Source organism: Xanthomonas sp. 3307 (assembly GCF_014199735.1).
Classification (GTDB): Bacteria; Pseudomonadota; Gammaproteobacteria; order Xanthomonadales; family Xanthomonadaceae; genus Xanthomonas_A; species Xanthomonas_A rydalmerensis.
The window spans coordinates 110,177-123,820 of sequence record NZ_JACHOG010000001.1 but is presented as its reverse complement, the minus strand read 5'-3'; the positions used below and the strand labels follow the sequence as shown (position 1 = coordinate 123,820).

12 protein-coding genes, 1 tRNA gene and 3 pseudogenes are annotated in these 13,644 nt (G+C 59.5%); 14 read left to right on the top strand and 2 right to left on the bottom strand.

The genetic code is table 11. The annotated features are described in order from the left end of the window. Positions 1 to 52: 52 nt before the first annotated feature. The gene (locus tag GGR64_RS00535; protein ID WP_167087683.1) at positions 53 to 361 is read right to left on the bottom strand and encodes a hypothetical protein; all 309 of its coding nucleotides are present in this window, start codon (positions 359 to 361) and stop codon (positions 53 to 55) included. 227 nt (positions 362 to 588) lie between these two features. Here GGR64_RS00535 and GGR64_RS00530 point away from each other — a divergent pair, with 227 nt between their 5' ends. From GGR64_RS00530 to GGR64_RS00480, 11 genes and pseudogenes are all read left to right on the top strand, one after another. Continuing rightward, positions 589 to 1,032, top strand: a complete 444-nt coding sequence (locus GGR64_RS00530) for a group III truncated hemoglobin (protein WP_260302445.1) — start codon at positions 589 to 591, stop codon at positions 1,030 to 1,032. Between the two features lie 44 nt (positions 1,033 to 1,076). Beyond that, a complete protein-coding gene (gene hemN, locus GGR64_RS00525; protein WP_184643311.1) occupies positions 1,077 to 2,483 on the top strand; it encodes an oxygen-independent coproporphyrinogen III oxidase in 1,407 nt (468 codons plus the stop codon). Positions 2,484 to 2,672: 189 nt separating this feature from the next. Then, positions 2,673 to 2,759: transfer RNA gene (locus tag GGR64_RS00520), tRNA-Leu, on the top strand. A gap of 94 nt (positions 2,760 to 2,853) precedes the next feature. Further along, positions 2,854 to 3,394, top strand: a pseudogene (locus GGR64_RS00515) (TrbI/VirB10 family protein); the annotation flags it as partial. A gap of 301 nt (positions 3,395 to 3,695) precedes the next feature. Next, entirely contained in the window at positions 3,696 to 8,021 is a 4,326-nt protein-coding gene (locus tag GGR64_RS20675; RefSeq protein WP_221236031.1) for an RHS repeat-associated core domain-containing protein, read from the top strand. Between the two features lies 1 nt (position 8,022). Continuing rightward, complete coding sequence (locus tag GGR64_RS00505) at positions 8,023 to 8,460, top strand: hypothetical protein (RefSeq protein WP_184643309.1); 438 nt, start codon at positions 8,023 to 8,025, stop codon at positions 8,458 to 8,460. A gap of 194 nt (positions 8,461 to 8,654) precedes the next feature. Next, a pseudogene (locus GGR64_RS20760) lies at positions 8,655 to 9,425 on the top strand (RHS repeat-associated core domain-containing protein); the annotation flags it as partial. Then, positions 9,425 to 10,000, top strand: a complete 576-nt coding sequence (locus tag GGR64_RS00495; RefSeq protein WP_184643307.1) for a hypothetical protein — start codon at positions 9,425 to 9,427, stop codon at positions 9,998 to 10,000. The pseudogene GGR64_RS20760 and the gene GGR64_RS00495, both read left to right, overlap by 1 nt. A gap of 57 nt (positions 10,001 to 10,057) precedes the next feature. Next, positions 10,058 to 10,348: a hypothetical protein gene (locus GGR64_RS00490; RefSeq protein WP_184643305.1), complete on the top strand. Its 291-nt coding sequence runs from the start codon at positions 10,058 to 10,060 to the stop codon at positions 10,346 to 10,348. Positions 10,349 to 10,402: 54 nt separating this feature from the next. Next, positions 10,403 to 10,696, top strand: a complete 294-nt coding sequence (locus GGR64_RS00485) for a hypothetical protein (RefSeq protein WP_184643303.1) — start codon at positions 10,403 to 10,405, stop codon at positions 10,694 to 10,696. A 359-nt stretch (positions 10,697 to 11,055) separates the two neighbouring features. Beyond that, complete coding sequence (locus GGR64_RS00480; protein ID WP_184643301.1) at positions 11,056 to 11,511, top strand: hypothetical protein; 456 nt, start codon at positions 11,056 to 11,058, stop codon at positions 11,509 to 11,511. Here GGR64_RS00480 and GGR64_RS20670 read toward each other — a convergent pair. After that, positions 11,508 to 11,819, bottom strand: coding sequence for a hypothetical protein (locus tag GGR64_RS20670; protein WP_221236091.1), 312 nt, complete (start codon positions 11,817 to 11,819; stop codon positions 11,508 to 11,510). The genes GGR64_RS00480 and GGR64_RS20670 overlap by 4 nt on opposite strands. Before the next feature lie 181 nt (positions 11,820 to 12,000). On the opposite strand from GGR64_RS20670, the pseudogene GGR64_RS00470 reads away from it, so the two are divergent. The 3 genes and pseudogenes from GGR64_RS00470 to GGR64_RS00460 all read left to right on the top strand — a co-directional run. Beyond that, a pseudogene (locus tag GGR64_RS00470) lies at positions 12,001 to 12,392 on the top strand (RHS repeat-associated core domain-containing protein); the annotation flags it as partial. A gap of 333 nt (positions 12,393 to 12,725) precedes the next feature. After that, positions 12,726 to 13,019, top strand: a complete 294-nt coding sequence (locus GGR64_RS00465) for a hypothetical protein (protein ID WP_184643298.1) — start codon at positions 12,726 to 12,728, stop codon at positions 13,017 to 13,019. Between the two features lie 67 nt (positions 13,020 to 13,086). Continuing rightward, a complete protein-coding gene (locus tag GGR64_RS00460) occupies positions 13,087 to 13,590 on the top strand; it encodes a hypothetical protein (RefSeq protein WP_184643296.1) in 504 nt (167 codons plus the stop codon). Positions 13,591 to 13,644: the final 54 nt, after the last annotated feature.

Sequence of the window (13,644 nt, the reverse complement as noted above, 5' to 3'; positions counted from 1 at the left end):
GCGGGCGACGTGACGACATGCAAGGGAATCGTGCGCGCCATCGGCAGCCCGCTCACGACAGCGGCGCGGCGGCGTCGCCGTGCGGCGCCGGACGCAACAGGAAACCGGTGAGCAGGCTCGAGGCCAGCGTCGCCAGCCAGAACATGAAGAAACCTACCGTATAGCCGAGTTCCCGGCTGATCTGGCGGCCTGGGAAGGTGATGTCGCGCAGCGCCAGCGGATCGACCAGGGCGAAGAACAGCACGCTCATGGCGCCAGCGACCAGGAAGCTCGGCCACAGGATCACCCCCAGCCGCTGCACCAGCGGGCGCGGCGCGCCGGGATCGAGCGGATCGAGCAGCGGATCGTCGGGAGAGACCATGACGGTGGATTCCATCGCGAAAGAAGGATGCGGCATGCGCCAAGGCAGCGGCGCCACACGTCGCCGCGCCTGCCAGCCGCCTGGCCGCCGATCCCCCGTCGACACCGGCGTCGGCGCATGCCGCAGCTGCAGACTAGGCAGCGCGGGCCGGCCCGACATTGATCCTGATCAAGGCCGCTGCCGCCGCGACGTGGAGACTGGTGAGATCGCACGATGTGGAGCGGGCCATGCAGGACGAGATCGAAGGCATGCCCTTGCCGGGGCCGGACCTGTGCAGCGAGACGGACGTGCAAGCGCTGGTAGGAGCGTTCTACCGCCGTGTGCGCGCCGACGCCGACCTGTCGACGGTGTTCGCCGCGCACATCGAGGACTGGGAGGCGCATGAGCAGCAGCTGTGCGATTTCTGGTCGGCGATGCTGCGCGGCACCCGCCGCTTCCGCGGTGCGCCGATGCCCCGGCACATGGCCATGCGCGAACTCAGCGAACTGCTGTTCCAGCGCTGGCTGGGCCTGTTCCGCGCCAGCACCGCCGAGCTGCACAACGCGCCGATGCGGTTGTTGGCCGACGACGTTGCCCAGCGCATCGCCGAGACCTTCTGGCGCCGGCACCAGATGAGCTGGCGTCCATTCGAGCCGGTGTCGCCGCTGCCGCCGGCCGCGTGCGCGGATTGATCCAAGTCAAGGCGGCCGCGCGCGGTGCCGCGCATGCTCGGTCCATGGACATCCTCACCGCGCCCGATCCCTCCGCCGCCTGGACCTTCGACGCCGAGCTGCTGCGCCGCTACGACCGTCCCGGCCCGCGCTACACCTCGTACCCGACCGCGCCGCATTTCCAGACCGGCTTCGGCCCGGCGCAGTTGTTCGCCGCGGTCCAGGCCAGCGATCCGCGCCGGCCACTGTCGCTGTACGTGCACGTGCCGTTCTGCCGCAGTCCCTGCTTCTACTGCGGTTGCCATCGGGTTATCACCCGCGACCCGGAGCGCGGCCGCGCGTATGTGCAGCGGTTGCTGCGCGAGGCGGCGATGATGGCCGCGTGTTTCGAGGGCGAGCGCGAGGTGGTGCAACTGCACCTGGGCGGCGGCACCCCGAACTTCCTCGCGCCGGAGCTGCTCGGCGAACTGGTGCAGGGCCTGCGCGGCCTGTTCCGCTTCAGCCAGGCGCCGGACCGCGAGATGTCCATCGAACTGGATCCGCGCACGGTGACGCCGCAGGACATCGCCGCGCTGGCCGAGCTGGGCTTCAACCGCGCCAGCCTGGGCATCCAGGATTTCGATCCGCTGGTGCAGCAGGCGATCAACCGCCGCCAGGGCGTGCACGAAACCCTGGACATCCTGCGCGCCTGCCGCGTGCACGGCATGCGCTCGGTCAACGTGGACCTGATCTACGGCCTGCCGCGGCAGACCCTGGCCGGATTCGAGCAGACCCTGGAGACGGTGATCGCGGCGCGTCCGGACCGCCTGGCGGTCTACGGCTACGCGCACATGCCGCAATTGTTCAAGGCCCAGCGGCGCATCGCCGATGCCGACCTGCCCGACGCCGAACAGAAGCTGGCGCTGCTCGGCCTGGCGGTAAGCCGGCTCTCGGCGGCCGGCTACCAATACATCGGCATGGACCACTTCGCGCTGCCGCAGGAAGACCTGGCGCGCGCGCAACGGCAGGGCAGCCTGCACCGCAACTTCATGGGCTACACCACCCACGCCGACACCGATCTGCTGGGCCTGGGCGTCAGCGCGATCAGCCGCATCGGCGCCAGCTACAGCCAGAACCAGCGCGACCTGCCGGCCTGGGAAGCGGCGGTGGATGCCGGCGACAGCCCGGTGCTGCGCGGCCTGCAGCTCAGCGCCGACGACGCCCTGCGCGCCGAGCTGATCCAGCAGTTGATGTGCCAGGGGCGGGTGGACGCCGCGGCGGTGGCACAGCGTCACGGCATCGACTTCGCCAGCTATTTCCACGAGGAACTGCGCACGCTGGCGCCGCTGTGCGCGGACGGCCTGGCCGATTACCGCGACGGCGTGGTTCAGGCCACCGCCCGCGGACGCCCGCTGCTGCGCCTGATCGCCATGTGCTTCGACCGCTACCTGCGCCAGCCCGACCAGCCGGCGCGCTATTCGCGCGCGATCTGAGCGCGCCGTACTTCTTGCTTGCCGTTGGCATCCCCGGTGCCGCCGTGGCGGCGGTGCCGGGGCTTTTCGGTGGTGGTACTCAGGCCTGCCGATGCCGGTATGTGGTGCCTCTGTTCGGCGCGTCTGCCGGATCGGCAGCGCCCTGCGGTTCACAAGCGCCGCGCGATCAGGCACGCTACGCGCCACCAGGCCCGGATGGCGAAACTGGTAGACGCATCGGACTTAAAATCCGCCGGGGGCGACCCCATGCCGGTTCGATTCCGGCTCCGGGCACCATGGGTACGTAAGCGTTTCAGCGCTCAGGCGGCTCCGATCGACTTCACCGCTGTGCAGTTTTTGTGCAGTCGGCTAATTCGCTAGTACCTCGTGAGGTGCTGTGGTGTCAAGTGGCGCGGGCTTGTCGGTCGAAGTCATCTGCACCGTGATCGAACCCGTATATGACACCGCCACGGGCCGGCACCTGCTCATCCCGCAGGGCTCGCGCATCTTCGGCCGGTACAACAGCTAGGTCAGCTACGGGCAGAGCCGCCTTCAGGTGGTCTGGCATTGGATCATCCTGCCCGACACGTCCTCGCTCACGCTCGACAACCTCGTGGGCACCGATCCGGCCGGCTACGCAGGCCTGGAGGATGTTGTGGACCGGCACTGGAACCGCCTGCTGGTCGGCGCGGCGCTCACCACGCTCTTTAGGCGTGGGAGCCGAACTGGCCGGGCCGGAGAACCGCCAGGACGGCAACCGCATCGTCATCGCTGGCCGGGATGGGCTGCAGGACTCTGTGAGCTATGAGTCGGTCGCGACAACGAGGGAAAAGAAAGTCACCCGTGTGGGTGGCTTTCTCGTTCCACGCTCTAACGCCAAGAGGCTACAAAGCAGAGGGATCAAGTTAAGGGCGCTATATCGCCAATCCTAGTGCCAAGGTGGCCCCTACCGCAGGAGGGATCGGGCAACCCATTTCGCTTGCACATGCTCCGGTCCCCACAAATATGTGAGCAAAAAGCGCGATCTACGAACGTGCCGAACTGAGATGCCATTGTCAGGTCATTGCCAGATGCGCCCGGCACCGCGGACCCGTCGTTCTTCTTAACACTTCGCAGTAGGGATGTGGCTAGAGTCGGCGGCGCTCGCTTGCCGCTCGTGCGGCAGTGACCGACGCCGGAAGGATGCCGCGTTGCCGCATTCGACCGCCCGCAGGACGAACGGGATACGACAGGATGAGTCGATTTGCATGGATGTGGGGGATGCTCTGCTGCGTGGCGCTCGTGCCGGCCAGGGCTGAGGTGCCATCGGAGTGCGCGGCGTTGTATCAGGATGCCGGCGCGGTTCCAGGCACACAGAATTGCCGTAGCGACGCAGGCAATGCCGACTTCGGTCTCGGCACGTATTACTGCAACAATCCCGACATCATCGCCGAGTATTGCGGCGGCGCGGCGACGAAGCCCTGGGATATAGGGAAGAACAACCAATGCAGCGTGACCACCGGGTCCATCCAAGTGGGCAATCCGATCAACGCGGCGCTCGGTATCAAGCTCCAGACCGAGATCGATGTGCGCGATGCATCTGGTCACCTGTCGCTGCAGCGCCATTACAGCAGTGTAGCCATCGATGCCAATCCGGGAAGCGTCCTGGGGCCGCGCTGGAGGCACAGCTTCCAGATTGCGCTGACGTCCGCTGACGAGGGCAGCACGCCAGTGCGCCGTCTCAACCTGCCCAGCGGCGACAGCTATCGCTTCGTCAGCCAGGGGCAGGACGTGTGGCTGCCGGATGCGGACGTGCAGGAACGCCTGCTGCCGGTCATGCAAGGCGGGGCGCAGATCGGCTGGGACGTCGTGGGTGCCGACGAAACCCGCTACCGCTTCGATGTGAGTGGGAAGCTGGTGCGTATCGCTTACCTCGATGGCGACATCCTGACGCTTCGCTACACCAGCAGCGGCGTGCTGCAGGACGTCACCGATGTGCGTGGCCGCCGGCTGCAGTTCACCTATTCCAGTGGAAGGTTGGCCTCTGTCAAGCGGCCGGATGGACGGCTGGTGAAGTACGCCTATGTCCAGCAGAACCTGAGCAAAGTCCAGTACCAGACCACGGATGCCACCACGCCGGCTTTCTCCACCCTGAGCTACGTCTATGGCGACAGCAACGATCCGCTTCTGCTGACCGGCATCGTGGATGAATCCGGCCAGGCCTATGCAAACTGGGAGTACGACAGCCAGGGGCGCGCCGTGGCAAGTCGCCACGGCGGTGCGGACAGCGACATCGACCATGTGGCGATCAGCTTCGGCTCCCAGCAATCGCAGGTCACCGACGCGCTGGGCAATGTCGTCACCTATTCGTACGAGTTCGCCCTGGGCCGTGCCAAGCAGACGGCGGTGGACCAACTGTGCAGCCAATGCGGAGCTTCGCAGGTCAGCCAGCGCAGCTACGACGCCAACGGATACCCGGATCTGCTCACTGATTTCAAGGGTGTCACGACCGATGATGACTACGACAGCCGCGGCCTGCTGACCCAGAGGATCAGCGCGGCCAATGATACGGATGGGCAAAAACGCACGGAGCAGACCGACTGGCATACCGACTTCAGGATGCCGTCCGAGCGCCGCATCTACGATGCCTCGAATGCATTGGTGTCGCGGTGGAACTGGACTTACAACACGCGCGGTCAGGCGCTCACGGCTTCGCGTACTGACCCCACCACTGGTACGACCCGTACCTCTACGACGACGTACTGCGAGCAGGCCGACGTCGATGCAGGCCGCTGCCCATTGGTGGGCCTGGTGACTTCGGTGGATGGTCCGCGAAGTGATGTTACCGACAAGGTGACGTACGCCTACTACGCCACCGACGACAGCACTTGTGCCACGTCCCCGACCACCTGCCCGCACCGCAAGGGCGACCTGTGGAAGGTGACCAATGCGGTCGGCCAGGTCACCGAGTACCTGGCCTACGACGGCGCCGGCCGCGTGCTTTCGGCGAAAAACGCCAATGGCGTGGTCACCGACTACACGTATCACCCGCGCGGCTGGCTGACCGCCAGCAAGGTGCGCGGGTCCGACGACAGCAGCGAGAGCGACGATCGCATCACCACGATCGACTACTGGCCGACCGGCCTGGTCAAGCAGGTGACCCAGCCCGACGGTGCGTTCACCCGCTTCACTTACGACGCTGCACATCGGCTGACCGATGTCGCTGACAACGCCGGCAACACCATTCACTACACCCTGGACAATGCCGGTAATCGTTCCAAGGAAGACACCAAGGATGCTTCCGGCACGCTCAAGCGGACGCTCTCTCGGGTCTACAACCAACTCGGTCAGCTGGCCACCCAGGCCACCGCGCAGGGCGACCCGACCGACTTCGGCTACGACGCCAACGGCAACACCAAGACCGTCACCGACGCGCTCGGTCACGTGACCCAGAACGATTACGACCCGCTCAACCGCCTGGCGAGCATGCTGGAAGATGTGGGGGGCATCGCCGCCGAGACCAAATTCGGCTACGACGCCCTGGACAACGTGACCAAAGTGACCGATCCCAAGGGCCTGAACACGACCTACGCCTACAACGGCCTGGGCGACCTGACCAAGCTCACCAGCCCGGACACCGGCAGCACGACCTACACCTACGACAGTGCCGGCAACCGCGCTACGCAAACCGATGCCCGCAACGTCAAGGCCACCTATACCTATGACGCGCAGAACCGGCTGACCAAGGTGGTGTATCCGACCACCAGCCTCAACGTCAGCTACACCTACGACGTCAGCCAGAGCACCTGCGCCAGCGGCGAGACCTATGGTGTTGGTCGCCTGACCCGGATGCAGGACGGCAGCGGCAGCACCGACTATTGCTATGACCGCTTCGGCGATCTGGTGCGCAAGGTACAGACCACCAACGGCAAGGTGTTCGTGGTCCGCTACGCGTACACCAAGACCGGGCAGCTGAGCCGCCTGACCTACCCGGATGGGGCGGTGGTGGACTACGTGCGCAACGCCCAGGGGCAGACCACCGAAGTCGGGGTAACCCCGGTCGGCGGCACCCGCCAGGTGCTGCTGAACCAGGCCACCTACTATCCGTTCGGCCCGGTCGCCGGCTGGACCTATGGCAACGGCCGTCCAATGCAGCGCGTGCTGGATCAGGACTATCGCCCGCTGGCGGTCAATGACACGCGCAGCGATGGGTTGGCGGTGGGCTTCGCGTTTGATCCGGTCGGCAATCTCAGTGCACTGACCGCACCGGGAAATACCGCGCCGGTGATCAAACTGGACTACGACCCACTTGGCCGACTGACCGCGTTCAAGGACGGCCCGACCGATACGGTGATCGATGGCTATAGCTACGACGCCACCGGCAACCGCCTCAGCGCCAAGGTCAACACCAGCACGCAGACCTCCAGCTATCCGACCACCAGCCACCGCCTGAGCAGCGTGGCCGGAACTGCACGCAGCTATGACGCGGCCGGTAACACCACGGCCATCGGTGGCACAGCCGTGCAGTACGTATATGGAGCAAATGGCCGGCTGACACAGGTCAAGCGCAGCGGCACGGTTGTGGCGAACTACGCCTACAACGGCCGCGGCGAGCAGGTGCGGCGGGTGGGTAAGACCAACGTCTACACGCTGTACGACGAGAGCGGCCACTGGCTGGGCGACCACGACAACAACGGCGCAGTCGTACAGCAGGCGATCTGGTTGGATGACCTGCCGGTCGGCGTACTGGCCAAGACCACGCTGCGCTACGTGCAGCCCGATCACCTGGGCACGCCGCGTGCCGTGATCGACCCGGTCCGCGACGTGGTGATCTGGCGCTGGGACCTGAAGGGCGAAGCCTTCGGCGCCACCGCCCCGGATCAGGACCCGGACAAGGACGGCACCGCCTTCGTGTTCGATATGCGTTTCCCGGGTCAACGTTATGACGCCGCGAGTTGGTTCAATCAGAACTACCTCCGAGACTATGACACTAGTACGGGGCGATACGGGCAGAGCGATCCGCTGGGACTGCTCGGTGGTGTCGGGACATTCACCTATGCTGGAGGTGCCCCGCTCGCAAAGATCGATCCCTTCGGCCTTGTGGAGGGAAGTCCACGCAACCTGCAGACACGAGTGATGATTTCTGACTGGGCAATGCAGAAGGTCGGATCTACAGCTTACGGGTTTTACGAATCGAGGTCAGAGCAGTACCCGAAAGGCTCGTGGAAGTGCTCCTCGTTTGTTTGCGACGCTGCGTCCGCAGCAGGTGCTCCGACGACGGTCTCGGTAAAAGGCAGAAATGGTGCATCCGTTGATCGCTGCGCTACTGCGGCAGAGCTCGCTCAGGGAACGATTCCAAATTGGAGGAGGCTCGGGCAGTATGAAGAGCGACTGCCTGGCGACATTGCGGCCTATAGGAACCTTGGGCCAAACTCGACTGGACATACAGCGATAGTGGTTCCCAGCGGAAACGGTGGCGTGTCTACGCTGGGAGCTCATGAGGTGTACGTGGGACCTGTCGGTATCGACAGCTTTCCCGATCCTACAAACATGACCGTTCTGAGATATACGGGTGAATGACATGAAGCTAGTCGCGAGCTTTGCAGCAGCACTACTCACCTTCTCCATCGTTGGCCCAGCGAGTGCCTCCAGCTCGTGTGATGCCCGTGCTGTGGTCGTGGTGGAGCTCGATGTCTACGATGGACACGAGGTCATGAGGATAAATGAGGTTGAGCCGAAATCGGGTGCAGCATTCGATGACTTCTTCAAGAACTGCGCGCGCAAGACCGTCGTGCTGGCCAGCCCCAGTTCGACGATTTCTCAATTGCTCAATATTCGTTTTTTCATTGGCAAGATAGGGTTGAAAGCTAGCAAGGAGAATTTTTTTGTCTTTGCTGCGCGTCCAGGCGGTAGGACCATGACGTACTTGGAAACCTTTGCGACGATCAAGTACACCAGAAACAAAGACGAGCTTCTGAAAATCACCGAGGATCCGCCCCAGGAGAGCAACTACCTGTAGAACGGCCTGTCTCCGTGAATTGAATGAACGAGTTGCCCGGGTGCGGCGGCAGGATAGTCGATGCACTCTGGCCACGCAGGCAAAAGTGCAGGGTTACCCGGGCGACTTAAGCTATTACTCCAACGGCACCAAGACCGTCACCGACGCGCTCGGTGATGTCACCCAAAACGACTACGACCAGCTTATTGGTCAAGAGCGCGCTGCGTTATGTGCAGCCGGATCACCTGGGCACGCCGCGCGAGGTGATCGACCCGACCCGCGACCTGGCGATCTGGCGCTGGGACCTGAAGGGCGAAGCCTTCGGCAGCACCGCGCCGGACCAGGACCCGGACAAGGACGGCACCGCTTTCGTGTTCGACATGCGTTTCCCGGGCCAGCGCTATGACGCGCTGAGCGGGCTCAATCAGAACTACTTCCGCGACTATGAGCCGGGCACTGGGCGGTATGTGCAGAGTGATCCATTGGGTCTAACTGCCGGTGCGAGTACTTATGCCTATGTGAGCGCCAGGCCCCTACAAGGCGTTGATTCCCTCGGTCTGGCAGATGACTTCTATTTGCCGACGGAAGTACCCGAAACTCCAGAGTTGCAGGCTGTTCGTAGCCGCCTTCAAGGCTTAGCCAATCGGGCAGAGGCCACTGTAGACGCAACTTGCGGATTGCGCTGCGCTCTTCCCTGGATTCGTGGAACGTTGATCCATAGTGAGTTCAAGCGTCTGGTTGATACTACGTGTCCGGCGTCGGATTATGCGACTGAAATCAGCTATAAAGGGGGCATTGTCGTTCGTTACGGCGCCGAAGATTCGTCAAGAGCAGATGTTGTATATAGCCCAATTGACAGGCCTAAAGTTGTGTTTGATCTAAAAACAGGGTTGGCATATCTAACTTGGGGTCAGTTTAACGCCTACGGAAAAAATTTGCCCTTAAATACTCCAGTTAGCGTGATTCGCCCAGAAGGTGTTGAATAATGAATAAGCGTTTGATTTCGAAGCTCATGCGGGAGCGAGTCAGTGGGGTTCATGTCTCGGGGGGATATTTCTTCCGGGGAGACTTTGAATATGTACTTCAGGGTGTTCTTTTTGAATACGTGCCCAGGGGGGTCTATATTTGGGGTTTTCGTTTTCCACTTTTTGATTTCTTTGGGGAAAATTTGCTCTACAGCAGTCGCTTGTCCAATAAGCCATTTATTGGCAAGGGAGAGATGTCGGAGCATGAGATTGTTGACCATGCCCTTTCTGCGCCAGAAGTAAAAAGCTTGTTCTCCTCTGGCAGGTCGATGAGTTTGTCAGAATTTCTGAGTTTCCTGGAGTCCGGTGATATTGCCAATCCACACGCTCATCTTATACGTGCTGCAGCACTGGTACTCTTAGGTAAGGATAACTCCGCCTCGCAATTATTGGATGAATTGGGTCCGAGGTTGCATCCTGCAGATGTCGCTCACTATCTGGAGTTAAAGAATGCCCTTGAAAAGGGACATGCTTTTGCGGAATCTCTCCTTGAGCAAATCCGGCAGGAAAACATCAAGAAACTAGTGGCTGCCTGAGCGGATCGCCGAAACTGCGTTGACGAAGAATTCTTTTCTTGCCAACGACGTGACTGCATGAAAGTTAATGAAGTCTATTACCGGCTTACCTACTTGGACCCGACGATGCGTTTGCCCGTCATAAGCGCTCACGTTTGCCTGGGGGTGAATCTTTCCGATGAAGACGTGGATGGAAATACTTGGTACTTTCAAGACGTCTTTAGTTACCATGAATCTGGTTCAGCTCTGACCGCAACAGAACCCGACATTCCAGTGGTATGCCTGACAGAGGACGAGTTGAAGGGCGACATGCTGGATGCAGACCGGCTCCATGACTTGTTGGAAGAGATCAGGGTCAAGCGTTACTGACGTGAATTTTTGTGATCCACCATGGCGTCGTTGAGTGGTGAGGGAGGCGGCTGGATGAAAAATGTCGATTCAATTTATTACAGAGTCACATATCTTGACCCGAAGATGCGTTTCCCAGAGATAACAGCTTACGTTTTCCTTGGGATGAATCTTTCTGACGAAGATGTGGATGGTGATACCTGGTATTTTCAGGACGTCTATAGCTATTACGAAACTGGCTCAGCATTGACAGCAACGAAACCAGGTACTCCTGTGGAGTGCCTCACTACGGAGCAATTGAAAGGCGATATGTTTGATGTCGATCAACTCCGTACATCTCTGATTGATGTCAAGGCTAGGTACGGATAAATCTACTTCTATTCCGATATTGCTGGGACGGCAAGGCGCTGCAGGCCAGCCAGGTGCAGAACCTCGTGCAGGCGATGGCGTCGTTATCACCGCCGGCCGCGGGGCAGACGCAGTTGCCGGCGGACTACCAGAGCAAACCGGAGAAGACCCTCGCCGCCGACTGGAAGTGAGTGAAATGCACGGCGTCTTCGATTCTTCAGGTCGGGGCGCCGTGCTCACTATGTCTGGCCCGAAACCAGTAAGCGCCGCGCTTTGTCCATTCTTGTAGAGGCAGCCGCAAAGCTCGTGATTGCCCTACAATCCGGATGCTGACAAAGAGATTAATTTGGGCCCTAACTATCCTACCCCACGGTATTGAAATGAATGCGATTGTTAGGTGTGATTTTAGAATTTCGTTGGATTTTTTAAGAAATTCTTTTTTTGCAATACATGCCATTGCTATTCATACTGGCGAGGTCATTAAAGTCTATGAGGTCTCGAGTCTCAATGATTTTAGTGCTGCGGACGCCGTTCATGCGATTGAGGGTTTTAGATTAAATGTCCAAGATGTAGAGGTGTCTGAGAATTTATTCTTCTTGTTCGTTAAGCAGTTGGAGCAATATAAGAATAATGTTTATGGCATCAATTTGAATTCCGCAAATTTCTCAAAAAACAGTGATTTCTTGATATTCTTTGAATGGTATGTTCGAAAATTTTCTTTTGAATTTATTTGCTTTTTTCGAGAATTACATCTCAACAGCGCGATCACTTGGTTGAGAGTTTTTCCCAGAGCATCGCTATCATTGATGAAAATTATTCCGAATCGCTTGAGCTAAAACAATTCTTTGACGTTTGGACGGAATTTCAAGGTATTTCCTAAAATGTCTATATTATTTATTGAGCGGTGGATGTCCGTCAGTTTCAAAGTTGCAGCTGTGTTCATCCGGATTTTTCGATCAGTTTCGCGTGATGCGAGGCTACGCGCGCGGAACTGCGCCGCTTCGGCTTCGAGGAAATGGTGCGCGCCGGCATGGTACTGACCGGCGGCGCCATCGAAGATGGAAAGCGTGGTCGAACTGGCCGAGAAAATGGTGAACATGCCGCTGCCACCGGCCGCCGGGTCGGGGGGCGCTAACAGACGCATGCGTCGCGGGCCAGCTTGGTACCTTGCCGCATGCAAGGCTGTTGCTACAACGTTTTTCTGAAAAAGGTGTAAGGAGCGTCTTCTGCAAGACGTGGACGGCATCGCCGCCGAAACCAAGTGCGGCTACGATGCGCTGTGCAACCTGACCAAGGTCACCGATCCCAAGGGCCTGGACACCGTGCAGCAAGCGATCTGGCTGGACGGCCTATCGGTCGGCGTGCTGGCAAAGAGCGCACTGCGGTACGTACAGCCCGACCACCTGGGCACCCGCGCGCGGTGATCGACCCGGTCCGCGACGTGGCGATCTGGCGCTAGGACCTGAAGGGCGAAGCCTTCGGCACCACCGCACCGGACCAGGACCCGGACAAGGACGGCACCGCCTTCGTATTCGATATGCGGTTCCCGGGCCAGCGCTACGACGCGCTGAGTGGGCTCAACCAGAACTACTTCCGCGACTACGAGTCGGGCGTGGGGCGATATGTGCAGAGTGATCCAGTCGGGTTACTGGCAGGAGTGAACACCTCCTATAACTACGTTGGCGCCGAGCCTCTGAATTGGTCTGACTCCATCGGACTGGCGAAGGATAGGGTCGTAGAGCGTTGGCCTTCTTGTACAGCGAGTGATATGAAAGCTTGCGAAGGCCAATGCTCTCCTCGGCCAGTTGAAAGTTGCCGGCGACGCTGCATCGTTGGTACCTCTATTGTCGGAGGCGTACCTGTTCAGGGCTGGATTCCTAAAGACTTGAGCTGTAGTTGCCAAGAGAACTTTTGCCAGAAAAAACCCAAACGCTTGTACCGCGGGAAAAGTAGTGGGGGGCGACTATATTGGTATGCGGGGCTGTTGTGTATACGATAGGCGGTGTCCTGGGGCTGAATCCAGTCGCCAACTAAATCAAAGGAGTTGCATGTGGCCAGTCTCGAGAAAAGCTCTTTTTATTACATGGTCAATTTTTTTGATTTTGATCTGAAAATTCCGCTGGTTCAGACGTTGAGATATATCGGCGAAGAGATCGACAGGCGTGGCGTGGCTGTAATATATTTTGATGAAATTCATCCCATGGGTGATGAAAAAAAGATCTTTGTCGAAAAGATTGGGGCGGATGCTGTGATTCATGATATTCGAGGGCTTGTCCATATCTTGGATCTCGCATCCACGGGCCGTCTTGCTAAGGATGGCTGGGTTAGAAAATCAGGGAATTGAAAATTCAAAGTAGGCCGCCAGCGAATCGTTGGCGGTCTATTGGCTTTTGACATGGAGAAGCATTGAAATGAAGCGTCTAGTCATATTTATATTGGCGATTTCCATGCCTTTTTCGGCATTGGCTATCTCTCCCGGGGGAGACTTCAGATGCTTGGCTAAGGAGGCTGATAATGTCGTTGTCGTTCGCGATGGGAAGACCGAAAAATTCATCATGCGTGATTACTTCGGGCCTCTGTTTCTGACTCAGCTGGAAATTAAAAAGCAGTTCAAAGGCGTCATGGTTGTTGCTAGAGAACCCGTCAGAAATTTCGATATCATCGTGCGAAGGGATGACATCCACTCAGCGGGATTTCGTTTGGCGCAGGGGACGCGCAGCCTGGTCTTCATTAGAAACACAGACCAGGGTCCGGCGCTTCTCGGCGGATCTTCTGGCGTGCTTCCTTACAACGACGGTATCAGCCTCTATGGTGTCGAGCTGGACGATGCTGCAATCAGGACGTTCTTCGGCGAGGAAAATCTGGCTAAGGTGAAATGCGCGTATCTGGGTGATGCCGGAAGCGTGGTTCCTTGAGCTAACTCTGTCTTCGGAGCTTGACACACTGGCTCTCTTTCGGCGAGTGAGCGA

Bases quoted from the DNA above. Each gene is read 5' to 3' on its own strand.
- GGR64_RS00535 (WP_167087683.1), bottom strand. From the start codon at position 361: ATGGTCTCTCCCGACGATCCGCTGCTCGATCCGCTCGATCCCGGCGCG.
- GGR64_RS00530 (WP_260302445.1), top strand. From the start codon at position 589: ATGCAGGACGAGATCGAAGGCATGCCCTTGCCGGGGCCGGACCTGTGC.
- hemN (WP_184643311.1), top strand. From the start codon at position 1,077: ATGGACATCCTCACCGCGCCCGATCCCTCCGCCGCCTGGACCTTCGAC.
- GGR64_RS20675 (WP_221236031.1), top strand. From the start codon at position 3,696: ATGAGTCGATTTGCATGGATGTGGGGGATGCTCTGCTGCGTGGCGCTC.
- GGR64_RS00505 (WP_184643309.1), top strand. From the start codon at position 8,023: ATGAAGCTAGTCGCGAGCTTTGCAGCAGCACTACTCACCTTCTCCATC.
- GGR64_RS00495 (WP_184643307.1), top strand. From the start codon at position 9,425: ATGAATAAGCGTTTGATTTCGAAGCTCATGCGGGAGCGAGTCAGTGGG.
- GGR64_RS00490 (WP_184643305.1), top strand. From the start codon at position 10,058: ATGAAAGTTAATGAAGTCTATTACCGGCTTACCTACTTGGACCCGACG.
- GGR64_RS00485 (WP_184643303.1), top strand. From the start codon at position 10,403: ATGAAAAATGTCGATTCAATTTATTACAGAGTCACATATCTTGACCCG.
- GGR64_RS00480 (WP_184643301.1), top strand. From the start codon at position 11,056: ATGAATGCGATTGTTAGGTGTGATTTTAGAATTTCGTTGGATTTTTTA.
- GGR64_RS20670 (WP_221236091.1), bottom strand. From the start codon at position 11,819: ATGCGTCTGTTAGCGCCCCCCGACCCGGCGGCCGGTGGCAGCGGCATG.
- GGR64_RS00460 (WP_184643296.1), top strand. From the start codon at position 13,087: ATGAAGCGTCTAGTCATATTTATATTGGCGATTTCCATGCCTTTTTCG.